The sequence below is a fragment of the Streptomyces sp. NPDC045021 genome, assembly GCF_056432645.1.
The window spans coordinates 156,891-179,862 of record NZ_JBWKIQ010000010.1 but is presented as its reverse complement, the minus strand read 5'-3'; the positions used below and the strand labels follow the sequence as shown (position 1 = coordinate 179,862).

General features: G+C 68.3%; 24 protein-coding genes and 4 pseudogenes. 14 read left to right on the top strand and 14 right to left on the bottom strand.

Annotated features, from left to right (window positions below; all coding sequences use genetic code 11):
* Positions 1–367: 367 nt before the first annotated feature.
* The 3 genes and pseudogenes from AC07DC_RS28050 to AC07DC_RS28040 form a co-directional block, all read right to left on the bottom strand.
* Positions 368–583, bottom strand: a pseudogene (locus tag AC07DC_RS28050) (SAM-dependent methyltransferase); the annotation flags it as partial.
* Between the two features lie 64 nt (positions 584–647).
* Entirely contained in the window at positions 648–1,244 is a 597-nt protein-coding gene (locus tag AC07DC_RS28045; protein WP_478917426.1) for an ISAs1 family transposase, read from the bottom strand.
* Positions 1,245–1,258: 14 nt separating this feature from the next.
* Positions 1,259–2,197 carry an alpha/beta fold hydrolase gene (locus AC07DC_RS28040; protein ID WP_478917261.1) on the bottom strand — a complete coding sequence of 313 codons (939 nt, stop codon included), beginning with the start codon at positions 2,195–2,197 and terminating at the stop codon, positions 1,259–1,261.
* A gap of 109 nt (positions 2,198–2,306) precedes the next feature.
* On the opposite strand from AC07DC_RS28040, the gene AC07DC_RS28035 reads away from it, so the two are divergent.
* Positions 2,307–2,954, top strand: a complete 648-nt coding sequence (locus tag AC07DC_RS28035) for an MOSC domain-containing protein (protein ID WP_478917260.1) — start codon at positions 2,307–2,309, stop codon at positions 2,952–2,954.
* Positions 2,955–3,011: 57 nt separating this feature from the next.
* A pseudogene (locus tag AC07DC_RS28030) lies at positions 3,012–3,969 on the top strand (IS982 family transposase).
* 19 nt (positions 3,970–3,988) lie between these two features.
* Here the strand turns inward: AC07DC_RS28030 and AC07DC_RS28025 are convergent.
* The 3 genes from AC07DC_RS28025 to AC07DC_RS28015 form a co-directional block, all read right to left on the bottom strand.
* Entirely contained in the window at positions 3,989–4,714 is a 726-nt protein-coding gene (locus AC07DC_RS28025) for a PIG-L deacetylase family protein (RefSeq protein WP_478917259.1), read from the bottom strand.
* A gap of 41 nt (positions 4,715–4,755) precedes the next feature.
* On the bottom strand, positions 4,756–5,154 hold the full coding sequence (locus tag AC07DC_RS28020) for a dihydrofolate reductase family protein (protein ID WP_478917425.1): 399 nt from the start codon (positions 5,152–5,154) through the stop codon (positions 4,756–4,758).
* A 152-nt stretch (positions 5,155–5,306) separates the two neighbouring features.
* Positions 5,307–5,804 carry a pyridoxamine 5'-phosphate oxidase family protein gene (locus tag AC07DC_RS28015; protein ID WP_250979942.1) on the bottom strand — a complete coding sequence of 166 codons (498 nt, stop codon included), beginning with the start codon at positions 5,802–5,804 and terminating at the stop codon, positions 5,307–5,309.
* 1,481 nt (positions 5,805–7,285) lie between these two features.
* Between AC07DC_RS28015 and AC07DC_RS28010 the strand changes: the two genes are divergently transcribed.
* The 6 genes from AC07DC_RS28010 to AC07DC_RS27985 all read left to right on the top strand — a co-directional run bounded on the left by AC07DC_RS28010 (position 7,286) and on the right by AC07DC_RS27985 (position 11,940).
* On the top strand, positions 7,286–7,819 hold the full coding sequence (locus tag AC07DC_RS28010) for a MarR family winged helix-turn-helix transcriptional regulator (protein ID WP_478917258.1): 534 nt from the start codon (positions 7,286–7,288) through the stop codon (positions 7,817–7,819).
* A 290-nt stretch (positions 7,820–8,109) separates the two neighbouring features.
* Positions 8,110–8,520: a DUF3291 domain-containing protein gene (locus AC07DC_RS28005; protein WP_478917257.1), complete on the top strand. Its 411-nt coding sequence runs from the start codon at positions 8,110–8,112 to the stop codon at positions 8,518–8,520.
* 662 nt (positions 8,521–9,182) lie between these two features.
* Positions 9,183–9,710 (top strand): tetratricopeptide repeat protein, encoded by a 528-nt coding sequence (locus AC07DC_RS28000; protein ID WP_478917256.1) that lies wholly within the window; start codon positions 9,183–9,185, stop codon positions 9,708–9,710.
* Between the two features lie 66 nt (positions 9,711–9,776).
* Positions 9,777–9,950: a hypothetical protein gene (locus AC07DC_RS27995; RefSeq protein WP_478917255.1), complete on the top strand. Its 174-nt coding sequence runs from the start codon at positions 9,777–9,779 to the stop codon at positions 9,948–9,950.
* 313 nt (positions 9,951–10,263) lie between these two features.
* Positions 10,264–10,983, top strand: a complete 720-nt coding sequence (locus AC07DC_RS27990) for a ribonuclease FAU-1 family protein (RefSeq protein ID WP_478917254.1) — start codon at positions 10,264–10,266, stop codon at positions 10,981–10,983.
* 87 nt (positions 10,984–11,070) lie between these two features.
* Positions 11,071–11,940 (top strand): GNAT family N-acetyltransferase, encoded by an 870-nt coding sequence (locus tag AC07DC_RS27985; protein WP_478917253.1) that lies wholly within the window; start codon positions 11,071–11,073, stop codon positions 11,938–11,940.
* A 245-nt stretch (positions 11,941–12,185) separates the two neighbouring features.
* On the opposite strand, the gene AC07DC_RS27980 is transcribed toward AC07DC_RS27985, so the two are convergent.
* Positions 12,186–12,395, bottom strand: coding sequence for a hypothetical protein (locus AC07DC_RS27980; RefSeq protein WP_478917252.1), 210 nt, complete (start codon positions 12,393–12,395; stop codon positions 12,186–12,188).
* Positions 12,396–12,695: 300 nt separating this feature from the next.
* Here AC07DC_RS27980 and AC07DC_RS27975 point away from each other — a divergent pair, with 300 nt between their 5' ends.
* Together AC07DC_RS27975 and AC07DC_RS27970 are read left to right on the top strand one after the other, a co-directional pair.
* A complete protein-coding gene (locus AC07DC_RS27975) occupies positions 12,696–13,046 on the top strand; it encodes a hypothetical protein (protein ID WP_478917251.1) in 351 nt (116 codons plus the stop codon).
* Between the two features lie 507 nt (positions 13,047–13,553).
* Positions 13,554–14,321, top strand: coding sequence for a phosphotransferase (locus tag AC07DC_RS27970; protein WP_478917424.1), 768 nt, complete (start codon positions 13,554–13,556; stop codon positions 14,319–14,321).
* Positions 14,322–15,103: 782 nt separating this feature from the next.
* On the opposite strand, the gene AC07DC_RS27965 is transcribed toward AC07DC_RS27970, so the two are convergent.
* Positions 15,104–15,679: a TetR/AcrR family transcriptional regulator gene (locus tag AC07DC_RS27965; protein ID WP_478917423.1), complete on the bottom strand. Its 576-nt coding sequence runs from the start codon at positions 15,677–15,679 to the stop codon at positions 15,104–15,106.
* A 223-nt stretch (positions 15,680–15,902) separates the two neighbouring features.
* On the opposite strand from AC07DC_RS27965, the gene AC07DC_RS27960 reads away from it, so the two are divergent.
* Positions 15,903–16,664: an SDR family NAD(P)-dependent oxidoreductase gene (locus AC07DC_RS27960; RefSeq protein ID WP_478917250.1), complete on the top strand. Its 762-nt coding sequence runs from the start codon at positions 15,903–15,905 to the stop codon at positions 16,662–16,664.
* 183 nt (positions 16,665–16,847) lie between these two features.
* Here the strand turns inward: AC07DC_RS27960 and AC07DC_RS27955 are convergent, their stop codons facing one another.
* The 3 genes and pseudogenes from AC07DC_RS27955 to AC07DC_RS27945 all read right to left on the bottom strand — a co-directional run bounded on the left by AC07DC_RS27955 (position 16,848) and on the right by AC07DC_RS27945 (position 18,556).
* The gene (locus AC07DC_RS27955) at positions 16,848–17,396 is read right to left on the bottom strand and encodes a Tn3 family transposase (RefSeq protein WP_478917249.1); all 549 of its coding nucleotides are present in this window, start codon (positions 17,394–17,396) and stop codon (positions 16,848–16,850) included.
* A gap of 94 nt (positions 17,397–17,490) precedes the next feature.
* A pseudogene (locus AC07DC_RS27950) lies at positions 17,491–17,775 on the bottom strand (Tn3 family transposase); the annotation flags it as partial.
* 376 nt (positions 17,776–18,151) lie between these two features.
* Positions 18,152–18,556: a hypothetical protein gene (locus AC07DC_RS27945; RefSeq protein WP_478917248.1), complete on the bottom strand. Its 405-nt coding sequence runs from the start codon at positions 18,554–18,556 to the stop codon at positions 18,152–18,154.
* 59 nt (positions 18,557–18,615) lie between these two features.
* Here AC07DC_RS27945 and AC07DC_RS27940 point away from each other — a divergent pair.
* From AC07DC_RS27940 to AC07DC_RS27930, 3 genes and pseudogenes are all read left to right on the top strand, one after another.
* A pseudogene (locus AC07DC_RS27940) lies at positions 18,616–18,879 on the top strand (ISKra4 family transposase); the annotation flags it as partial.
* Positions 18,880–19,082: 203 nt separating this feature from the next.
* Entirely contained in the window at positions 19,083–19,859 is a 777-nt protein-coding gene (locus tag AC07DC_RS27935; RefSeq protein WP_478917247.1) for a hypothetical protein, read from the top strand.
* Complete coding sequence (locus AC07DC_RS27930; RefSeq protein WP_478917246.1) at positions 19,856–20,695, top strand: endonuclease/exonuclease/phosphatase family protein; 840 nt, start codon at positions 19,856–19,858, stop codon at positions 20,693–20,695. The genes AC07DC_RS27935 and AC07DC_RS27930 overlap by 4 nt, the downstream gene beginning before the upstream one ends.
* Before the next feature lie 225 nt (positions 20,696–20,920).
* Here the strand turns inward: AC07DC_RS27930 and AC07DC_RS27925 are convergent, their stop codons facing one another.
* From AC07DC_RS27925 to AC07DC_RS27915, 3 genes are all read right to left on the bottom strand, one after another.
* Positions 20,921–21,334 (bottom strand): transposase, encoded by a 414-nt coding sequence (locus tag AC07DC_RS27925; protein ID WP_478917245.1) that lies wholly within the window; start codon positions 21,332–21,334, stop codon positions 20,921–20,923.
* Positions 21,331–21,696, bottom strand: coding sequence for a hypothetical protein (locus tag AC07DC_RS27920; protein WP_478917244.1), 366 nt, complete (start codon positions 21,694–21,696; stop codon positions 21,331–21,333). The genes AC07DC_RS27925 and AC07DC_RS27920 overlap by 4 nt, the downstream gene beginning before the upstream one ends.
* Before the next feature lie 332 nt (positions 21,697–22,028).
* Complete coding sequence (locus tag AC07DC_RS27915) at positions 22,029–22,910, bottom strand: GNAT family N-acetyltransferase (RefSeq protein WP_478917243.1); 882 nt, start codon at positions 22,908–22,910, stop codon at positions 22,029–22,031.
* Positions 22,911–22,972 lie beyond the last annotated feature (62 nt).

Sequence of the window (22,972 nt, the reverse complement as noted above, 5' to 3'; positions counted from 1 at the left end):
GCGTTCTCAGCCGCCCTGCCGTGGGGCGCCACGACAGACCGATCCGATCCAGAAGGCCGACGGGCGACTCCTCGGCGCGGTTGCCCGGCCACACATCCTCGACGCGCTTCGCAGCGGAGGCTGACAGACGGGCCTCCCTGCCGTTCTGACAGCGCGCAGTTCGGTCTCGACGAACCGCCGCCCTTAAGGGGCGAGCCGGCACATGTACTGACGTCATTTCTCGCGAACATTCATGAGACCTCGCGCCGCGACTCGCTGCCCAAACGGCTGAACAAACGCTGCTGACACGGCTGAACGAAGCCCGGTCCAGGCTTTCGGCCTCAAGCCCCACCTAGTGGACACCTTCAAGCTGTCGAAGGACTCGCAGTTCGACACCGACGACCTCGATGCCGCGATCAGCCAGTAGGAGTGCGAAGACGCCGGTGCCGCAGCCGATGTCCGTCACTTGCCTCGCATCGAGTTGCAGGGCAAGGTCCAGGTAGGCGTGAAGGTCGCTGCGATCTGGATCAAGCGGGTCGTAGATTGCCGCCAGCCGCGGGTGCCCGAAGATTTCGTCAGCCGTGCGTCTGAAGGTATAGCTGATGGGAAGTCAACCAGGGGCCCGGCACAGTCGTTAGGTGATGCCGAGGAGGGCCAGTGGGCGGCTACTACGGCGGGTGCCAGCGGCGATGTTGGTGATTCAGGCGGTGCGTAACGCGCCCGATGGCGGCGTTGCGCAGAGCGGCCATGACCTCAGGTCCGGTGCCCGTTCGGACCTGGCTGCGGTCTTCGTCGTAGGTGACATCGCGGACCCAGTGAATCTTGTCTCGATGGCCCGGTGCCCGCGAATCCAGGTGGCCAGTTGTGCCGGTCTGGCCTTGTGGACGCGCAGGTCGGTGATGGCGTAGACGGTTTCGGTGAAGCGTTTCGGCTGGTCGATGCGGCGTCTGCGACGGCGGATCTGCAGGGCCTGGGCGGCGTGCGGGAAGTCGATGCCGGTAGAGATCGTCAGGACTTTCAGAGTGCGGATCTCGGCGGCCGTGACCGCTGGTGGTGTCGCGGGTGGCGTCCGGGACGGCCCGCCAGGGCAAGGCGGCGAGCTGAGCATGCAGGCAGGGCTGGTTGCCTTGGACGGTCAGGATCCAGCGTGCGCGGCGTTCGGCGACGTAGGTGACGTGCTCGTGCTGGCAATGCAGTGCGTCCGTGGTGATCACGGTGTCGCGCAGGTCGCCGATCTGGTCCAGCAACGGCCGGAACCGGGTGATCTCGTGCGAATGTGTCAGCCGCGCGGCACGCCTGCTACCGGTTTGCCACCGAGGAAGTCCTCCAGGATCTCGGTAAACCGCGCCGGCTGCTCCTCAGCCACGTAATGGCCGCAATCGTCGAGGACCACCCCGGTGACATCGTCGGCCGCCAGCCGCATCGTCTCGGCGACCATCGCGCCGCTGTACCGCGCGCCGCCGATGGCGAGCACCGGCAGCGTCAGCCGGGTCTTCTTGCGCTGCTCGTTCTGCGCGTTCGTCTCGTACAGCGCCCGGTAGTACGCGAAGCTTGCCCGCAGCCCGCGAGGATCCGCGACGATCGCATCGACGTAGACGTCGACGGCGTACGCGGGGATCGCGTCCGGGGTGGCAGCCTTCTTGGCGGACTGGTAGCCGAAGAAGAGCCGCTCCCGCCCCCGAACCAGCTCCTCGTTGAGGTCGGTGAGCCGGTTGAAGCCGAAGTGCCAGAGCCGCTGGTTGACCGCGGTCGGGCTGAAGACCGACGGGGTCGGCGTGAGACCGGGGATAACGGCGTCGACGACAGCGAGCCGGCCCACCCGCTCGGGGTGATCGGCAGCGAGGGCGTATCCGGTCCACATGCCGATGTCGTGGCCGACCACGTCGAACCGGTCGTGCCCGAGCGCGGCCATCAGCGCGACCAGATCGGCGGCCAGCGTGCCGGCGTCGTAACCGTCGTCGGGCTTGTCGGAGAGCCCGGCCCCACGGGAGTCGACGGCTACGACGGTGTGCTCGCGGGCGAGCGCGGGCATCACTTCCCGCCAGGCGTACCAGGTCTGTGGCCACCCGCCGACCAGCAGCAGCGGCGGGCCGTCCCCGCCGGTGACCGCGTGCAGCCGCAGCCCGTTCAGCTCCACGAGGCGGCTGGTGAAGACGTCGGTGAATCCGTCGGGCAGCCGCAGCGTCGTCGACAGGGCAAACGTTGCTTGATCCGGCACTAGTTGATCGATTCCAAGGGGTTCAGCGGTAGAACGTCAGCGAGACGATGTGCCGCATGGCTGGGAAATGAGTCGCGGCAGCGTTGATGGGCCCGTACCGTCACCCGGCATGAAGCTGCTCTCTGTCAATGTCGGCAGGCCCCGGCCCAACCCGTGGAAGGGCCTGAGCGCGACGGGCATCGACAAGCACCCCGTCGACGGCCCAGTCGCCGTCAGCGCGCCTGGCCCAAAGGGCACCGGTGATGTCGGTCTCCTTGGCGATCGGGTGTACGACGTGAAGCATCATGGCGGCGTCGACCAGGCCGTCTACGCCTACGCGCGCGAGGACCTCGATGACTGGGAGGCCGAGTTGGGCAGGCCGCTTCAGAACGGCGTCTTCGGGGAGAACCTCACGAGTCTGGGCCTGGACGTCAACGGCGCCCTGATCGGTGAGCGTTGGCGGATCGGGTCGGACGTCGTCTTGGAGGTGTCGTGCGCGCGGATCCCGTGTGCCACCTTCCAGGGCTGGCTGGAGCGCGACGGCTGGATCAAGCGGTTCACGCAGGCCGCACGGCCGGGCGCGTATCTGCGCGTGATCGAGCCCGGCGATATCCGTACAGCTGACCCGGTCGAGATCGTGCACCGGCCCGACCACGACGTGACGGTCGCGCTCGTCTTCCGTGCGATGACGCTGGAACCGGACCTGTTGCCGCGACTGCTGGTCGCCGAGGCACTGCCGCTGGAGGTCATTGAACTGGCCCGCAAGCGCTCCGCATAGACATCGGTTACGGGGGATCGCCTGCGCGGGCGAAGCGAGGGAGTCCAACGTCGGTGTGTGAAGACAGAGCTGGACTCCCTCGCGACCGCACTCTATGTGAAGACCGACGACCTGCTGAAGTATTCCCCGCAGTTCGTCCCCTGGCGGCCGACGATAGGTATCGCGCCGCAGCTCAGCGATGCGGAGCTGGTGACCTTGGCGATGATGCAGGCGATGCTCGGCTTCACCTCCGAGGCCCGGGTGGCTGCGGCACGCCCGCGCCCACCTGCGGCACGCCCGCGCCCACCTGCGGCACGCCCGCGCCCACCTGCGGCACCTGTTGCCCTACCTGCCCCAGCAGCCCGGCTACAACAAGCGCCTGCGCAAGGCCGCCGATCTCATTCGGCGCGTCACCCGCACGCTGGCCCGGGACACCACGCTGTGGTCCGACGACGTGTGGGTCGTGGACTCCACGCCCGTGGAGTGCGGCCGGTCACGCGAGACCGTCAAACGCTCTGACCTGGCGGGACGGGCTCAGTACGGGTACTGCGCCAGCCACACCCGCTTCTTCTGGGGACTGCGGTTGCACCTGGTCTGCACCCTGCACGGCCTCCCCGTCGCCTTCGCGCTGACCGGCGCCAAAGCCGATGAGCGCGAGACGCTGTTGGACCTGCTCGCCGTCGAGCCGCAGTTCACCAGCGATCGGGCAGGGCAGACACCGATCGGCGACAAGAACTACTTCGGCCGCGAGTTCGAGCAGCAGCTGGCCGAGCTTGACATCCGACTGCTGAGGCCGGCTCGCAAGGGCGAGGCCGAGCGGGCCGGATCGCAGCTGTTCAAGCCACTGCGGCAGGTCATCGAGTCGATCACCGAGACCTTCAAGGGCCCGCTCGGCCTCGAACGCCACCGCGGTCGTACTCCTGGCGGTGTTGTCGTCCGTGTCCTACAGCGCATCCTCGCCCTCACCGCAGCCATCTGGCACAACGACCACACCGGCCAGCCAGTCATGCGCGCGCTGACTGCCTATGACCTCTGAGCCCCTTGGAATCGATCATCTAGCGGGGGTAGACCTGGAACGTCACCGCTGGGACGCCCCCGAAGCGTGGGGCGGCCATGTCGAGCATGCCCTGGAGGAAGGTCTGGGCGTAGTCCTTCGGGGACTGCTCGGAGAGTGCCGTGATGTACGCCCGGTGCTCCGCCAGCGAAGCCACCGCCCGCTCTGCTCCCGAAGGTGTGGCCTCCACCGCGTGCGTGGCCTGGGGGGACCCGGCCACAGCCACCCACCGCACGCCGTCCCACGGCGCGTCCGGCAAGTCGGGGAAGATCCAGCGGTTGCCCGCGTCGCCCGCCGCGTCGAGCGTGGCGCGGCCGACGATTCGGTGGTCGGGGGAGTTCCAGGCCGTGCCGCCCCATGTGTCGTGGTGGTTGAGCGTGATGAGCAGCTCGGGCCGGTGCCTGCGGACCGCCGCGGCCAGGTCGCGGCGCAGTTCGAGGCCGTCCTGGATGACGCCGTCGGGGTGGTCGAGGAATTCCACCGCCGTGACACCGACCACGGCCGCGCTGGCCCGCTGTTCGGCCTCGCGGATCCGGGCCGACTCCTTCGGCTCGAGGCCGTCGATCCCGGCCTCGCCGCGGGTGACCAGCAGATAGGTGATCTCTCGTCCCGCTGCGGTCCACTGGGCGATCGCCGCGGCGGCTCCGTACTCCAGGTCGTCAGGGTGGGCGACGATGGCCAGTGCGCGCTGCCAGTCATCGGGCATGGGTGTCAGTTGCTCCGTCATTTCCGCCACGTTAGGGCCTGTCCGGTCGATCTGGACCGGGATTATTCCGTGGCGGTGCGGCGAGCCGCGATGTGCGGAGCCCGACGGGAGGGCCGGCAGCCGGTAGCGGAAGAGCGGACGCCGGCCGCTGCTCGAAACGAGCAGCATCGCAGGCGTTCGGATTCTTCGATGGAGCGGAGTCTCAGCCGATTTCCTGATCTCGTACCGCAGAACTGCCACGCCGTTTCGAAGGCGGTGGCCTCAAGCAGTTTGAGGTCCTGCCGATCATCGAAAATGCCGGTTCCCTTGCCGCGTGACGCGGGGCAGACGAGCAGGGTGATCTCGTCGACGACGCCTGTGTCCAGCAGGGACTGCATGAGTGTCAAGCCTCCCCACCGCCAGATGTCCCTGCCGCTCGGCTCCTTGAGCTCCCGGATGGTGGCGGCCGTGTCGCGCGTCACGGTCACGGCGGGGAAGTCGCTCCAGGGGGCGTCACATGGTGCCGTGCGCTCCTGCCCACGCGTACGTTGGTCGTGCCCCACGCCTGCTACCTCCGCCTGCTACGGCGTTCCTTGGAGTTGGCAGGGCCGATTCTGGTTGGCTCGCGGTGATCTCAGGCGCACTGACGTTCGGCGCGCTGCCGGATCAGCTCCTCGACGGCGGTGGGCAGGGTGGTTTCGAAGTCGATGAGTTTCGCCCAGGTCGGGGTGATGACGATGCGGACCATGCCGTCGTAGAGCGAGCGGACCTCGGCCTCCCACTCGGTGCGCTGCTCCGGTGTCATCGCGTAGCTGCCGTTCATCTGGAGATACTCCTCCGGGATGCCGTCGACGACGTCCAGCTCGGCCCGCCCGCGGAGGAGCAGGATCTTCGGCGGGTGGACCTCGGTGTCGATGGTCAGGGCAACGATCGGGTTCTTGCGCAATGCGGGCAGTTTCGGGGCGTTCTTCGTGGTGCACAGGACGATCTGCGAGCCGTTCCAGGTGAACGCGATCGGGATACTGCGCGGGGTGCCGTCCGTGGCGACGTAGGCCAGCCGGGTCAGGTCGCGGGCGAGCAGCTCCTGGCTGATCGGGCGGTTCAGGATCCCGGTGATCTCGGTCGGCTGCATGGTGATCGCTCCTTCGTCGAGGTCGTGGAGCGGCCGGTTCGCGGCCGCTTGTGCCCCTGGGACGGAGCCGGCCGCACGTTCTCGACATCCCAGGCGCACGAATTCTCAAAACTTTCTGGTGTCGAGCGCCACGAGGCCCTGCTCGTCGAAGGCGAGGACGGGAAGGTGTTCCGGGCCCGGGAGATCGACCGCCGCGTCGGGGGTAGTCGCGTCGCTCCCAGTGGACCATCGCCATGCGCATCGATCCCCAGGGCGACGTCGCGTTCCTGCCGCTGCGTTTCGCGTGGGTTGTACGGAAGGCCCCGCGACGGACCGGACAGTGAGCACGCGATGACACAGTGCGGGCACAGGGCGGGCAATCGGGTGTCGGCGCTCGACCATCGGGGAGTGACGGTGGGACCGTGATCGACTGCGTGGGGGCAGGACACCGATGAGGGGCGCGGGCGTGGAACAACTGGTGGGCAGATCAGGGCAGCTGGAGCGCCTCGACGCGTTACTCGCGGGGCTGGGGGGAGCCCGGATCGGTGTCGGCCGGTCGACATCTGCGGGGATCCGGGCATCGGCAGGAGCCGCCTGCTGAGCGAGGCGTGCATGCGGGCACGGCGGACTGGGTTGACCGTGCTGCGGCGAAGGGCCTGCGGAGCGCCGGCCTGGGCCCCGTCGCGGAAGGAACCGGCAGATCTCTGCCCGCATCCAGAACAGGCCGCCGAGGTGGCCCGTGATCGCACAGCGGCTCGGGCCTCCGCATCCGTCAGCACCAGCTGATCGACCTTCACCCCGACGCGAGGCAGAAAATGGTCCGCAACCTGAACCCCACCCATCACGCCTGATAGATGCCCAACTACCCCCAAAGTAGCGACGGAGCCCGGAACTTGAGCCTGAACCCCTGATTCGACAGCACCACCAAGGGGCGGCTGGGTCGGGCTCCACGCCCTGACGTACCCTCCGAGCCTATGGCGCACGCCCTGAAATCCCGGCTGATGGCTCAGTGAGCGGCTGGTGGGTCCATCTGGAGGAAGGGACCCGCCGGGAGGTCGTGCTGCGTGATCGTCGGTTTGCTGCGGTCAGGTCCGTCTGGGAGGCACTGCGTCCGCTGGGGGTGGACCTGACCGAGGCCGAGCGGGTGGTCCACGCGCGATACGCGGCCCTCGGCGACCGAGTGCAGCGCACGCCGCCCGATCCACTCGACCTCCCTTCGCTCGCAGCGGCCGTCCTGATGACGGTGTGTCGGCGGACGACGACGAGCCCCGCAGAGTGTGCGGGGCTCGTCGACGCAACGGTTCGTTGTCAGGGTTCAGCAGAACACCTCAACGCTGTCAGCGCGGTCAGGCCCAGAGCCTCACCGATGAGCGCTGGCGCGGTGATCGCGGGAAGTGACGCGGTGCCCATGAGGGACTCCTCAACGTTGAAATGTTTGACGTTGAGGACCGTACGTCACGGTGGTAATCTAACGTCAAACATTTCAACGTTGAGGAGTTCTCGTGGAACGTGACGCCGTCGACCTCATCGTGGAACAGTGGGCTCGCGTCCGCCCCGACCTCGACGCGTCCCCGATGAACGTTCTCGGCCGCCTGTCACGGGTGACCCGCATCGTCGAGCGCGAGTTCCAAGCGCTCTTCAGCGAATTCGGGCTGCAGATGGGTGAGTTCGACGTCCTCGGGACCCTCCTCCGCGCCGGCGCACCCGGCGGCATGACCGCGGGGGAACTGACCCGCCACTCGATGAAGACAGCAGGTGCCATCACCAACCGGCTCGACCGGCTCGTCGCCAAGGGCTACGTCACACGCGACCTCGACCCCGCCAACCGGCGTACGGTCATCGTCGCCCTCACCCCCGCCGGCCGCGAGCTCATCGACCGCGTCGTCGTCGCCCACCTCGACAACTCACGGCGCATCCTCGCCGCGCTCGACCCGCACCAGCAAGGCGACCTCGCTGCTACCCTGCGCACCCTGCTGATCAGCCTGGGTGATCAGGCGAATGACACGAGCGACGTCAGCCCGGCGGGCGAGGCTTGAGCCACGGGCCCCCGAGCAGTCCGATCCGCCAGGGCATCCCCGCCGCTTCCGTTCTCGCCTCGAACCTGGCCGTAATCGCACGGCGATGGGGAACTAGACATTCCACTCCGGGTCCGTAGGCGACTCTCTCACCGGCACCCACCGGGAGCGGCCCGGACCGGACCAAGACCTCGCGGCGGTCCGCTCGGGCGACACCTGCGTCATCCCCAACTCGACCAGCTCGCACGCTCCCTCCCCGCCATCATCAGATTGCCCTGGCAAGCACGACGCCACTACCGAGGAGTCCTTCAATGCCCACCTTGCGCTGGACCACCCCCAACTCTCCCGAAGGGCACGAAGCCGCGCTGATCATGGCGTCCCGATTCGAGGTCCGGAGCCTTAAGGACGTGCCGCGGTTCTTCCTCAACTCGCTCGCGGCGTGGCGCCAGGTCCGCAAAGCTCCAGGCTGCTTCGGCGCCTCGCTCGTGGCCCGGCCTGTCAAGCGGACGTTCCAGACCCTGTCCGCATGGGAGAGCCGTGAGCAGCTCATGACGTTCGTTCAGACGGAGCCGCACCGCTCCATCATGAAGGCGATGCGCTCCACGATGAGCGATTCCACGTTCGTGTTCTGGGACGCCTCCGTCGCGGATCTCCCGATCAGCTGGACCGAGGCCGAACGACGACTCGACGAAATGGCGACCAAGGAAGCCCAGGAGCGCTGACCAGCTGATGTGTCCTGTCCGCAGCCGCGCCCACTTACCGTCCGGACAAAGATCGTCTAGCCACGCCGTTGGCGGTCCCGGGCGCGACCGGCTCCGGCAGGTGCTGCGTGGTGGTCGAACGGAGCGGTTGGGGACTGGCGTCCGGGTGCCGGACGACACCCGATCTGGTGGCGGAGGTGCGCGAGCACCGAACTGGGCCTGGCCTTCCTGCTCTGGAGCCCACTCGGCGGCATTTCCCGCAGTTCCCTCGACGGTCGCTCCGGCACGACCTCGGCAGGCACCGCCTTCCACAACATCGCCCCCGAGCATGGCGTCAGCCCGCAGCAGATCGTCCTGGCCTGGCTGCTGGCCGATCCCCAGCGATGATCCCAGTGCCGGGAGCCAGCCGCCCGGCCTCCATCAAGGACTCGGCTCGGACCGTGCCCGTCAAGCTGAGCACGGACGAGCTGACTCAGCTCGAGGCGGTGTCATCGAGCTGACCGAAGTGGCAAAAGCCACCCCGGAGGACGCCGGACGCGATCCCGACCTGGCCGGGCGAGGACTGCGCGCCCACATCCCTGTTCCAACCCAACTCGCCGAGGCACTGCTTGCCAGAAGTTGGAAGAACACGTCCAACTGTCTGCGGACGTGCCTGCGATAGGGTCAGTTGATCACTCGTACACATGGGGGCTGCAGTAGTGACGACCGACGTGACACCCGAACTGGCCGAGGCGATCCAGTGTGGCTACGACCAGCGCGACCGGGCGAACATGGCGCCGACGATCGCCTACTTCCAGGCGCTGCTTGCCGAACACCCTGACCACCCAGTCCTCGTATACGAGGTGGGTGGCGCCTACGACACCGCGGGCCTGGAAGAGACCGCCCGCGGCTACTACGAGCGGGCGCTCGCCCTCGGCCTCGAGGGTGACACCCTGCGCCGGTGCCTGTGCCAGTACGCCAGCACCCTGAGGTGGCTGGGCGAGCTGGACAAGTCGCTCGTGGTGCTCGACCGCGCCCGCAGGGAGTTCCCCGACTCCGACTCCGTACGCGTCTTCCGCGCCCTGACCCTCAACGACGCCCAGCGGCCAGACGAGGCGGTGGCCGAGCTGCTCACCGTCGTCACCGGGCACGCCGAGGCCACCGACCTCGGGCGGTGGGCGGTCGGGCTGAGCGGCCTCGCCCAGTGGCTCGCCGACGGCCGCCCCGAATAGGAAGCGTCCCCCTGCGCACGGCGGCGGGATGCTGAGCGGGCGCGAACCTGCCGGTTTCGAGGAGTCATGGCCCGCCGCCTGGCCCGCCCCTGCCACATGGCCAGCAGGCACCCATCTCTCTCGCTGCCTGACCTTGATGCCCCGCTGCCGTCCGTCGCACCGTCCATCGACGCCCAACCGAACGGCAACCGGCAGAGCTACCCCACCTCCAAGGCTCTCACCTGCGGAAAGCAGAAGTGAAACAGCTTCTCACTGTCCAGGCCGAAACTTCCATCGCCTGAAGAGGTTGAAGCCGCCCGCTCACCCAACGGCGGCTACAGCAGAGCACAGCTCGCCGCCTGGGGCGTTTCCTGGCCGCCACCCAAGGGATGGAAGGACGAGCTGACCAAGCGCTGGAAAGCCGCACGCCAAGACAGCGCACCGCCGCCCCTGCCCCGCCCGGCCCCGGCCGACTTCACGCAGGAGACACTCGACTTCGGCTGACCCGACGACAGCGGGGCCGGACAGGATCCGAACGGCGGCTTGCCCACCCCGCCCCCCGTGCGCTGAGGTGGTGCCCGCCCTGCCGGATGTCCTGGCCGGGCTCGCGAGGGAGGCACCGGTGGAGACCTTCGAGACGGGGGAGACGGTCGTTCGGCGCGACGTACACCGCTCCGGGCGGGTGTGGAGTGAACAGGCGCTACGGGTCCTCGCCGACACGGGCGAGGCGCTGGTGACCGCGTGCGCGCCTGGGGCTCAGGCCCGCTGGCCCGCCCTGTACGCCAGGGCCCGCGAGGAGGGCGAACGGTCGGTGCGCAAGGAGGCGTTCGACGCGATGGCGACGGGGGAGTGGGAGCTCGGGCCCGGGGTGTGGCAGGAGACGGAGCTGCTGCTGTGGAAGCCGCCGGCGGCGTGGTTCAGCATCAACGCCTTCTACACCGCGGCCGGGCTGAGGAACTGGTACGTCAACTTCGAGCACCCCACCCGCCGCACCGAGGCCGGATTCGACACCTTCGACCTGACCATCGACCTCGTCATCGACCCCGACCTGAGCACCCGCACATGGAAGGACGAAGACGAGTACGCCCACGTCCGGCGCTTGGGCATCGTCACCGACACCGAGCATCAGGCGGTGGAGCTCGCCCGCGCCCAGGTCCTCGCCATGATCGACGAAAGGGCCGGGCCCTTCGCCGACGCCGACCAGTGGTCGGCCTGGCGCTGGAACCCCACCTGGCCGCCGCCATGTCTGCCCCAGCGTGAGGGAGCCATCGAGCACGGAGCACGGATCGACTGACGCCGCCTCGACCGGTGGGGGCGGTGCACTGCACGGCTCGCCGCCCCACCCTGGACAGAAGGGACTTATCCGGCCATGGTCGTATCCGTGAGTACCCCTCTTGGCGTGACGCTGCGCCCGTACACCCCGGCCGACCAGACGGCCGTTCTCCACTTGATCAACGCCGACCGCCTGCCCGGCCAGCCTGCGACCACTCCCGCGATGCTCCACCAGGCGCTGGAGGGCCGCTCGCCGGTCGATGCGCAGTGGTGGGCCGCACTGGACCAGCCCACCACCGAGGTGGCCGTGGAGGACACCGGGGCCGTCTTCGGCGTGGTGTCCTACGCCGTCCAGCCCAAGGACGACACGGGGCTGATCCTGTGGCTGCACTGCGGGGAGGCCGCCCGGACCGCCGACCTGCTGATCCATCGCGCGGTTGCCGCACTGGCGCCGCGCCCCGTCCAGGCGTTCCAGATCGCCTCCGCGCTGTCCCTGGGAATGGAGGCGTTGCCGGTCCGGAACCGTGCGGTCACCGATGAGGCGTTGCGGCGGGCGGGCTTCACGGGGGAGCAGTTGTGGCGGTACCTGCGCGCCGCCCTGCCCGCCCCCGGTCTGCCCCACGCCGCCCACGTCCACGTCGGCCCCGCCGACGACACGGGCAAGAACGCCCGACGGCTGGAGATCCGCAAGGGCCCCGTCGTGGTCGCCGAGGCGGTGGTGGGCCCGCCCGTCCAGGGCATCGGCGTCCTGTGGTGGATCGAAGTGACCGCATCCGCACGCGGCCAAGGGCTGGGACGGGCCCTGCTGGGCTCCGCCCTGGACGTGTTGACCGGGCTGGGCGCCACCGAGGTGATCCTGTACGTCGATGACGACGCTCCTCCTGGAGGCGACCGCGACCGCACCGCAGCGAACCGCCTCTACGAATCGGCAGGATTCATCGAGATCGACCGGCTCCACTCCTACACGCGCGCACTGTAGGCGTCCTCGATCGAGCAAGCGGGAAAGGGCCCGAAATGGGGCCCTTCCCCTGGCGCGTCTTCCGCAGACTCCGGACCGGCCCCGCCGCAGCGACCCTGGCCAGCGGGCCGTTGGGCAGGCCGGCCTCATCCTTGCCGAACGTGTCCATGAGCAGCAGCCGCCGGCCCCGTGTGTGCTGGGTCCGCGCCGCAGCGCGGACCCAGCACACCCGCACGCGTCCGGGCGAACGCCCCCGCCGGAGAAGGTCAGCGGTACAGACCGGCGAGAGTCTCCAGAATCTTCGGGATGTCCGCAGGATTGGTCCGGAGCAGCACCAGGCCCACGATCGCGGCAATCGCGAGCCGGGTGAGCCCGGTCTGCACGATGGCGGGGACGTCCGCCGGCCGTGTCTTGCGCACCGCGACGAGCAGGACCGACACCAACGCGATGAGCACGGCAAAAACAGGAATGGTCACGACGGACTGAACCGAACCTACCGGGAAGCTTGGACATCGCTCCACCACATCTGCCATGCACCCCTCGACGATGCCGGGGCTCCATTCGAGGGTCAGTGCGGCGGTGACGGCGTCGAGGTCCTGGCGGAGGAACGCGGTGAACTTCGCTACGGAGCCGCGACCGAACTTTTCAGCCTGGCGAGGGGCACCACCGAGTGCATCTCGGCCACCGGCACGGTGAAACCGCGGCGGCGGGCCTCGGAGAGGTGTTCTAGCGGCGGACCCCTGCGGGTGGAGGGTCGCGGGGCCTACTGTGCCGTTATGAAGACTTCCGGCAAGAAGAAGCCCCTTCCCGAGGACCTGAAGGTGCTGGATGCCAGCCTGGCCATGGCCGCTGGCATGATCGCCGACAATGCGGCCACCAGCCTGCGCGACGGCCGCTGGGTGGACCTGGTCGTGGACTTGGTCGAGGCCAACCGGCGTACTCAGATGAGCCTGCACGAAGCGGTCGAGAAGGCGCTCGCCCACGGTCAGAGTTTTGAGTCTCTGGCGGGTGGATCCCACCTGTCGCCGGAATATCTGCAGGAGGCGTACGAGCAGTTCGATCGTGCGGCGGTGGCGCGATCTGGTCCCGGTAAGGACGGCCGGGAGCCGTGGCGGGTCCTGGGCTGAGGGCCGAACCGTCGAAGGGCGTCCGAAGCCAGCCCTCCCTTGGCTGCGGACGCCCGTGTCGTGCGGCGTGCTCAGACGGCTAACAGCGCGGGGGCACCGTCATGCACCCACTGTGCCCCGATCTGGTGACGGGTTGGTGGACGCCACGAGCCGGATTACCTGCATGAGGGCCCAGCCGCTGGCTGTCAGCCGGTCCAGGGACCACCGCGGTTCGCGCCTGTCCACGCTGGTGTTACGCGGTGGCGTTCTCTTCGGCCCTACCGACGGTGATCCGGTCGGCGTAGTTGCAGGTGTCGAGCACGTTGTCCGCATCCCGAGTCTCGTTCTTTACCGTGGGGGCAGCGAGACCGGGCGGCGCCCGGGTGGGCGCCTAATCTGTCCCGATGACTTGTCGGTCCTCGTAGGGTTGCTTCGAGGGGCGACCGCCTGGGACAGCGCGGTGGACGGCAAGGTCGTTCCTGGGAATGGGATGGGGGAGCGGTGGACAGTGAAGCGCTGACCGGTGGCATGGCGAACGCGGGTGGGGTCTTCCGTCGGGGTGCGGTGGTTGAACGGCCCGCGCCACGGAATGCGCAGGCCCTTCACGCCTACCTCCTCGCGTTGAGGGAACGCGGGTTCGACGGTGGTCCGATGCCGATCGGCCTCACCCCCGAGGGCCGTGAGGAGCTGACCTTCCTGCCCGGTGACGTTGCCCTGCCGCCGTTTCCGCGATGGGCCATGACGGCAACCGCCCTGAGATCGGTGGGTAGTTTGCTCAGGCGCCTGCACGAGGCGAGCGCCACGGTGCCGTTGGACGGCACGGCCGCCTGGGCCCGGGACCTGGCCGACCCTCGGGGCGGGACCATGCTCTGCCACAACGACGTGTGCCCGGAGAACGTTGTCTTCCGCGACGGCCGAGCGGCCGCCCTGATCGATTTCGACTTGGCCGCTCCGGGTCGGCCTGTCTGGGACGTTGCGATGACCGCGCGCTACTGGGTTCCGACGCTGGATCCCACCTCCGCTGCCCTCGACTATCCCGACGGGCTGGATGCACCAGTGCGGCTGCGGCTCCTGGCTGACGGCTACGGAATGTCTCCCCACGATCGAGCCGAGCTGCCGGGAGTGATCGAAGAGGCTACCGAGATGTGCCGGGCCTTCGTCGCCGACCGGGTGGCTGACGGTGACCCGGTCTACCTTCACGCACTGGCCGAGCACGGCGGTTGGGAACGCTGGGACCGCATGCAGGCCTGGCTGATGACCCAGCGGGAAACGTTCATGGCGGCGTTGCTGGCCTGAACAGGCTGTTCGACCTTGTCGGCGTCCGACCGCTCGGCCGGGGAAGGCTGCTGAGGGTCCCTCATGGGCCCGGATCTTCGCACATTGCAAGTCTCAGAAGGGGATCCGTCCCGCTTTTTGAGTGAGAAGGGGTTCTGCGAACGAATCCGGGATCGGCGGGGGCCCGACGGCACATGATTGATCTTGCTCGCGCAAAGGACCGTTTGTGAGAGTAACGGGCGCCGAACCTGTGGCCGCGGCGCTCCGATCGTCGAACTTCCGGTCCAGGTTCGGGAGTCCGACCGATTCGGTCGGAGCCGACTGTCAGCGGTTCGGCGGAACACTCTGAGCTGATTGTCGTTCAGAGGGGGCCGATGGCGTTTCGGGTTGTGCACGCGGGGGAGTCGTCTTCGCGTACCTGCCGGATCTCGGTTGCGGGCAGGCGTGGGAAGCGGTGTGGAAGGTGAAGCCGCCTGCGCTGATCGCCTGCGCTGAGTGCCGGCATTCGGCGCAGGCGAAGACCCCCGTGCGGGGATGCGGTTCTTGGCCCATGCCCCGCATGCCCCGGACTGGGAGATCGCCGCGCGAGGGGGAATCGGAGCATTACCACCTACCTCCACAAGCTCGAACTCGCCTGGGCCGCGGGTGGCGCGGGCGCCCGCGCTGATTTGGGGGTACGGGTACGGGACGGGTCCTGGGGAGCCGACGCGCTGGCCTCCGCCCCGGACGGCTCCTGGTGGATCGCGCCGGAAGCCCGGCTGTCGCCCGATACCGATACCGACATCGCGGCCCGTCCGTGGGCGTCAGCGCCGGTCTGCGCTCAGTCCGTTCATGGTGAGGTCGAGGAGGCGTTCGGCCTGCTCGCGCTGTTCGGGCTTCGCTGAGGTGAGGGCGATGCCGGTGAGGGCGGCGAACATGTCGGACGGGCCGATATCGGACCGGATGGTGCCGGCGGCGGTGGCGGCGTCGAGGAGCGCTGTCAGGGCTTCCAGGATCATGGCGTGGCTCTGGGCGTACGGGTTGACGCCCGCCTCTGTGACGCTGCGGAGGGCTTCGGCCATGCCGAACTTGGCCGTCGCGTAGTCGATGAAGCGGCCCATCCAGGCGCGCAAGGCTTCGCGCGGGGGCAGCGTCGCAAGGAGCTCGGGGCTGGCGTCGCACAGGCGTGCCAGTTCGTTGCGGTAGGCCGCCTCGATCAGGACCTCCCGGGTCGGGAAGTTGCGGTAGAGGGTGCCGGAGCCGACTTCCGCCTCCTTGGCGATGCGTTCGAGGTGCGCGTCCAGCCCCTGTTCAGCGAACACCCGCACCGCTGCGGACAGGATCTTTTCCCGGTTCCGCTGGGCGTCGGCTCTCAACGGTCGCCCGGTGTCCCTGGCCATCTGCGCTCTCCTCACGCTCGCGGCGGTCATATTTGATAAGTGGGGGCATCTCCGCTTACGCTCATGGAAGTGGCGGTGCCTCCGGTTCCACTCTACGGGACGCGCTGTACCCACGGCTTACCCGGCGGCCCTCGGACGAGGGCGGCTCGCCCCCCGTGTTCAGGCACCCACCCGCGCGCCGGGTCGGCTCGCGCTGCGCACAAAACGGTTTCAGGAGAAAAAAATGAGCCTCACGCTCGAAGGAAAAACCGCCGTCGTCACCGGCGGCGCGTCCGGCGTGGGCCTGGGCATCGCCCAGGAGTTCGCGGACCACGGCGCCAAAGTGGTCATCACCGACCTCCAGCAGTCGGCGCTGGACCAGGCGGTCGCCGCTGTCGGGCCGAACGCCTCGGGATTCGTCGCGGACGTCACCAAGCTCGCCGACATGGAGGCGATGTACGCGCACGTCATCGACCGGTACGGACGCCTCGACGCCGTCGTCGCCAACGCCGGCCTCGGAGCGCACGCCCCCCTCGGATCGATCACCGAGGAGCAGTTCGACCGGACCTTCAACGTCAACGCCAAGGGCGTGCTGTTCACCGTGCAGCCGGCCATCCCGCTCCTCCCGACCGGCGGCACGATCGTCATCATCGGGTCGACGGGCTCGATCCATGTCCCGCGCGGCATGGGCCTGTACGGCGGCTCCAAGGCCGCCGTGCGCGGCTTCGTCCGCGCCTGGGTCCAAGACATCAAGGGGACAGGCATCCGGATGAACGTCCTCAGCCCCGGCGCGGTGGACACTGAATCCCTGCGGCGCGCCCTGGCGATGGCGCAGGGCCCCGACCAGGTGGACGCCGGAGTCAAGGCGATGGGCCAGGACAACCCGACCGGGCGGATCGCGGACGTGCGGGAGATCGGCAAGGCCGCCGTGTTCCTGTCCAGCGACGCCTCCAGCTTCATCACCGGCGCCGAACTGTTCGTGGACGGCGGCATGGCTCAGGTGTAGCCGCCGCACCCCCAGGCCTGTGGGCGATCGGCCACACCACCACGACGGCCGCCGTCATCCAGCACGACGGCACGATCCTGGCCGACGCCCCCGACTCCCGTCCCTGACCCGTGCTCCGCGGCTGGCTCCGGAGGGGGAAGAGGCCGTGCGCCCGCCCCCGCCACGTACACCCCCGCCCGGGTGTCACGCCAGGGCCGCGGCTGCCTCTCCCTGCGGGGTGCGCGGGCCGGGCACTGTCGCCCGGATGGACAGGTCCAAGTCCAGGCGGCTGTTCATGTCCAGCTCGAACCGGCCGTACGGATTGACGTGGGTCCAGAACAGCGGTGACAGCGCCCTGCGGTCCGCGTCGGCGAGCTTGTCCGCCCACTTCGGATCGGCCAGGACCCCCTGCATCAGCAGCGTGTTGACGTGCACCAGGGCGGACTGGAGCAGGTGCAGCGCAAGCATGCTGACCTCCTGGGACTCCTTGTCCGAACCCGCCAGGTCGCCGTCCTTGCCGTAGAAGAGGTCCTTGCTCGCGCTGTTCCAGTTCTCCACCACCTGCAACCCCTCGTGGATCTCCTGGCGCATCCGGGCGTCGGCGAGGTAATCGCAGACGAACGAGGTCCTCACCGCCCGGCCCAGCTCCTCGATCGCCCGGTACGTCGGGTGCTTGGGGCCTCCCCCGGGTGAACCGGCGCAGGACCTGCTCGGCCTCGGCGTGCCCAGGCGCAGTGCGGTGGTGTACTTCACGATCTGGTCGTACTGCTGGGCGATCAGGTCGCCAGTCGATCGTCTTGGTAGACAGCACCGGGCCCCGATTCGGCCACTGGCCGTCCTCCCCGGCCGCCGGGCGGTACAGCTTCGCGGAGCCGATGTTCTTCAGCCTGGGCATCAGCTTGAAGTCGAGCATGTGCGCGAAGGCGAACCCGCCAATGGAGGCGCCGTGCATGTCGGTGTACTGCCGGTCCACCTCCATGTCGGTGCAGTGCCGCAGCACGCCCTCGCTCATCGAGGCGACCTCGGATGTCGAACAACTCTTGAGCTGGGAGTAGATGCAGACCGATTTCCGCTCCAGATGCCAGTAGATCATCACGCCGGGGCCCCGGTAGCGCTGATGCCACTCGGTCATCAGGTTGGAGGACCAGGCGCCGAACTTGCGGCTGTCGGAGGCACCCTCACTGTCCCCTCCTTCGCCCGTCTCGTCCTCGCTACCGACGACCAGGTCCTCCAGGCGCGAGCGCGTCGCGTGTGAGATCCGCTCCACCCTGCCGCGACAGAACTGGGCCTCGAAACGAGGTCTACGGCGGTTACTGAGCGCTACACGCCACCTGGCCGTAGCTATACGAGAACAGGGCCAGGACCGCAGCGAGTTCGCGAAAACTGAAGGGTTCTCAGCGGGAACCCGAGGGTCCGGTGCACGGATTCTGGGGGATGGACCCGTGGGTTCGCGGTGAACCTGCGTTGGCGATCGTGCTGACTGTGGCGTCCGGAAACCCCCGGATCAATTACCGCTCGTCGTGGTGGGTGAGGTGGCCGTCGAGGAATCGCCAGTAGCGACGGTGGCGGGTTTGCCGCCAGGTCTCGTCGGCGTTGAGGGCTTGTGTGATCCACTCGTGCAGTTGCGGGAGGGCATGTGCCTGCAGAGCGGCGCGAGTGGCAGCGCGATCACCGGCATTGACCGGGATGACATCGATCCGCAATCCGACGCTCTTCGGATGGATGCCACGGCCGTAGCTGAAGGGCTGCGGAGCGACCCATTCGACCCCGAGGACATACGCGTCACTGCTGTGCCCGGTGAGAAATTCTAGATCCCTGATGTGGGTCATGTCGGTGCCGAGAGCATCGCTGATGTCGGTGGTCGTCAGTGGCCAGGCACGGTGCCGGGGCAGTCTTCGGTTTCGTGCGGACATGGGATCAGGATGACAGCTGTCAGCGCCAGCCTTCGTAGATGTCCTCGCGGCCGGTCCCGGACCGCCTGCACTACGACACCGCGCTGGCCTCCGGCTGGCCGATCGCCACCGGTCCGATCGAGGGTGCCTGCCGCCACATCATCGCCGACAGGCTCGCCATTGCCGGGTCACGATGGGGCCTGGCCGGCGCCGAAGCCATCCTCAAACTCCGCGCGCTGAAGGACGACGGCAACTTCGAGGAGTACTGGCGACACCACCTCGCCCGCGAGCATGAACACCTCTACCCCACTCCCGACCGACACGACCACCGCCTCACAGCCTGATCAGCGATCGTCCCACCGACAAGACGAACAAGCTCTCGATCAAGTAGACATGGACAAGGCCAGGACCTGGGGAATTGCGTGATCGTTCACAGATGCCGTCCGGCCGGGCGTTCAGACACTCGCTCGCCGTCTGGCTCGCCCTCTGCAACCGGCTATGCTCCGCGCCGCGTCAAAACGGGTAACTTGGGTGCACTGGGGGGCGCATGCGGTGGATCGTGATCGTGCGGGCGGGGGCACTGCTGGTCGGCATCGCCGCGATTGTCTACGCGGTCGTGGCGTCGGTGGCGCCGTACCGGGACACCATGGCGTTCCGCCACGCGCACCTGTGCTCCGGAGGCGTACCGACCCCTGTCTCCGCCACGCATGGCTGCATCGCACGCGAGATCGGCAGCGTGACGGGCCGGGACACCCATGTGGAGACGACCACCGATGAGTCCGGGACCACCAAGCAGACCCACGACGACGTGACGTACCGGCGCGCGTCCGGCACGCAGGAGACCAAAGAGGTTGTCTCCTCCGTCTACGATGCCGCCAAGTCCGGGGCGCGGGCGGACCTGGAGACCTGGCGGGACGAGGTGGTCTGGATCACCGTGGCGGGCCAGAGCGACGGATTCGACCCGTCCACCGAGGGCGCGCTGACAAGCACCGCGGTGCTGGCCTGGGTCGGGCTGGGCCTGCTTGTATGGTTCCTGCTGGGGGACGGCACGCTCCGCCACCTCTTCGGGAACTTCGGCTGCCGGCCCATCGGGTGGGTCTGCTTCGGTTTCTGGACCGTCAGCATGATCCATGACGCCCTGACCTACCAAATGGGCACATCGGACTATGTGTTCCTGGGGGTGCTCTGGACCTTGTCCCTGGCGCTCTGTGGATACGGAGTGTTCGGCGGCCACGGGGAGGACCACGGGGAGGACTCCCTGGTGCAGGTGCTGCGCAGGCGCGGGATCCGCCGCAAAGTGCTGCGGAGATGGGAGGACGCGTGACGACCGGCATCGGGAGTATCGGCCTGGCGTCCTTGAACGTCTGCTGCGGGTTGTCCAATCCTCTGCCGCCGGTGAAGGAGCGAGCGGCCGAGTTCTGCCGCCGTCTTGAGCAGGCGGACGTGGACATCGTGAACTTTCAGGAGGTCTGGACATCGGGACTGCACGGGTTCCTGCGCCGGCACCTGCCGTCCTTCCCGTTTGTCGCCCGCAGGACCGGAGCGCTCGGCCAGCCGGCCGGAGGCCTGGTCTCCTTTTCCAGGACGCCCCTGCGGGCGGTTGGATACGTCTCGTTCCGCGGCACGAAGCCGCAGGCCGGCGGCCCGTTGTTCCGCGCTTCACTGGCGCTGAGCAGCCGCTTGCAGGGGGTGCTGACCTTCGAGGTGTCCGGTCGCCGAACGGTGGTGGGCAATGTGCATCTGACCGCGAACAGGGATGGGAACTGGGCGGCGGGAAATCGGCATGAAGCCCTGCAGGCTGCGCAGTTGGGGAGGGTGCAGCAGGTGTTGCGGGAGGCGCGGGGCGGAGACACGGAACTGGTGATCGCCAGCGGCGACTTCAATCTCTCCAGCGGTTCTGCTCTGTACCAGGAGGTGCTGGACACGGGTGCGTGGCGGGACCCGTTCGCTGCGGCGGACCTGCCCACCTTCCACGCCGAGTTGCTGCCCGCCGGTGCATCGGCGTACCGGGTCGACTACCTGCTGGTCCAGGGCGACCCCGATCGCTATCCGGTCATCGGGACCGACCGGCTGTTCACGGAGCCGGTCGCGCTGCGGTCGGGCGGCACGACGTTCCTCTCGGACCACGTGGCGCAGGTCGCCAGGGTCGCAGTCCCCTGAGGCTGGTAGTTCTGCTCGCTCGGGTCGGGGTTGCTGGGGCCGGGGTGACGAAGAGTGTTTGGGCGGCGCGGCCGATCACGGACCAGTCGGGTTGATCATGTGGGTGGGCTGGTCACGGCGGTGTGACGATGTGCTGGTGGGGCGCTACGAACGCAACGAAGCTCCCGTTGAGAGGGGTGACCTTGCCAAGTCGCCCTGTTCAACCGGGGATGCTCCTATGTCTTGTCAAGCGGCCTGCGCGAGGTCGATTGTTGTGACGTTCGCGCAGGTCAGTGCCGTGAAGACCTCGCGGGCTATGTACCGTTTGAGGCAGCGGATGATGTCCTTCTTCTGGCGCCCCTGCGCGGTGGGGCGGGCGACGTACTCACGGGTGCGGCGGTCGTGCTGCATCCGGACCACAGCGATGCAGTAGAGAGCGGCGTTGGCGGATCGGTTTCCGCCGCGGTTGAGCCGGTGACGGTCGCGGCGCCCGGAGGAGGCGGGGATCGGAGTGGTGCCGCACAGGCGGGCGAAGGCGGCTTCGGAGCGCAGTCGTTCGGGGTTGTCACCAACAGCGGCGAGGATGTGGGCGGCGGTTTCAGGCCCAACGCCGTTCACGGCCAGGAGGTCGGGGGCGGCCTGTGTGGCGATCGTGCTCAACTCGGTGTCGTAGTCGGCGATTTCACGGTCCAGCTCCTGGTAGCGGCGGGCCAGTCGACGCAGCGTGAATTTGGCTGCGGCGGCGGGGTGCGTGCCTTGACGGCGGAGGTGCGGGCGTTGTGCAGGATGCGGAGGGATTCGGCGGCGCCGTCGTGGGCCTTGGGGATGATGTTCGCGGGGCCGGAGGCGACGGCCTGGGCGGCGGCGTAGGCGTCGATCGGGTCGGACTTGCCGTGCTGGTGGCGTATGCGCCGATCGGGCCGGTTGATGTCGAAGACGGTCAGGCCGGCGGCGGTCAGTACCCGGGCGAGGGAACTGGGCGTCGGCGAGGTGCCGGCCGAGGCGGTCGACGACGCCACCATCACCCCGAAGGGCGTTCTCCCAGCTCAACCCGTCCCCCGAGGGGAGCCACACCCAACTGAGCTTGAGGGCGTGTGGCGCTGTTGTCCTTTTCGGGCTTGAGGACGGCGTTTCCGCTGGTCGGCCATAGGGGTGGCGGTCCGGTGGGAGTGGTGGCGTGTCGTGTCGTTGCTCCTTGGGAGGTTGTGGATGCTGTCGCTCGCCGGACTATTGGAACAGCACAAGGTCGCCGCTCGCCGTCTTGCGTGAGGAAGCCGATCGCATCTAGGACGTGTATCGAGACCATGGACGGGCCGGACGATGTGATGTCCAGGTCCGGCCCGTCCGTCCGCCGCTAGAGGTCGAGTTGGTACTCGTGTGTCGTGTGCGTGGGCGTGTAGCCGAGACTGTTGTTGATCTGTCTCATGTGCATGTTGCTGTCGGCGGTGTCAGTCAGGAGGCCGCCGAGGTCTGGATAGCGCCCATGGGCGTGTCGGATCGACTCGGCCTTCATCCATCGGCCGAGGCCGTGTCCACGGTGCTCAGGCAGCACGCCGGTGCCGTAGTTCTGGCCATCACCTTTGCCGTCGCCGGGGACGACCAGCTCGGGGAACCCGGCGATCGAGCCGTCGGAGGCGTCGACGGCAACGACGGTGTGCAGGTGGTCGCCTCGCTGTTCAACGACCTTCGCCGCGGCCCGGACACGGTCCACGTCCCAGGTCACCGTGCCGTAGTCGGTGTCGTCCATGGGCATGTCGTCCATGGCGCGACGCGAGGCGGCGAACGTCTCGGCGAGCCCGTCGGGCACGGCTCCGTGCCATGACATCAGCCGGTAGCCGGGATGCGGACCCTCGATGATGCGGGCGAGGGCGGTGGTGTCCGCGTCGGCCAGCGGCAACCGGGAGAACCTCAAGGTGAGGACTTTGCGGAAACCGCGCGCTGGCAGGAAGCGGTCGCCTGGCGATCCGGCCTCGGCCTGCGCGATGACGCAGCGTCGGGCATTGGCCCAGGTAGCGGCCACGGCGGCGTCGACGAGCCGGGAACCGACGCACTTGCGTCGTTCTGTGGGATGGACACCGAGGGTCAGTTCGGCCAGGTGCGCCTGTCCGGGGTCGGTGAACAGCCGCAGGAAGGCGGTCCCGACAGGGATGGAATCGGCGTCGGACGCCAGCCATGCAAGACGCCGGGTGTGCGGCGTGTGAGCAGGGTCGGTCAGTGGGGTGATGCGAAACGACAAGGTGTCTCCGTCGTGAGGAGGTGGCAAAGGTCAGTACGCGGACTCAACACCTGGGCACTCCT